Consider the following 252-nt stretch of genomic DNA (forward strand, 5'->3'; position numbering starts at 1 on the left):
AGACCTTGGTCTGACCGACGAAAGCAAATGGGCACCGCTGTGGGTTATCGACTTCCCGATGTTTGAAGACGACGGTGAAGGCGGCCTGACGGCAATGCACCATCCGTTCACCTCACCGAAAGATATGACGGCTGCAGAACTGAAAGCTGCACCGGAAAATGCGGTGGCGAACGCTTACGATATGGTCATCAATGGTTACGAAGTGGGCGGTGGTTCAGTACGTATCCATAATGGTGATATGCAGCAGACGGT

Annotated in this window: 1 protein-coding gene; it reads left to right on the forward strand. The window is 53.2% G+C overall.

Annotation, left to right across the window (positions count from 1 at the left end):
• Positions 1 to 252 (forward strand): amino acid--tRNA ligase-related protein (locus R0J88_RS21935; protein ID WP_410901168.1); only part of this gene is annotated, 252 nt, incomplete at both ends.

The sequence above is a fragment of the Pseudoalteromonas sp. SIMBA_162 genome (genome assembly GCF_046535955.1).
GTDB classification, from domain to species: Bacteria; Pseudomonadota; Gammaproteobacteria; order Enterobacterales; family Alteromonadaceae; genus Pseudoalteromonas; species Pseudoalteromonas marina.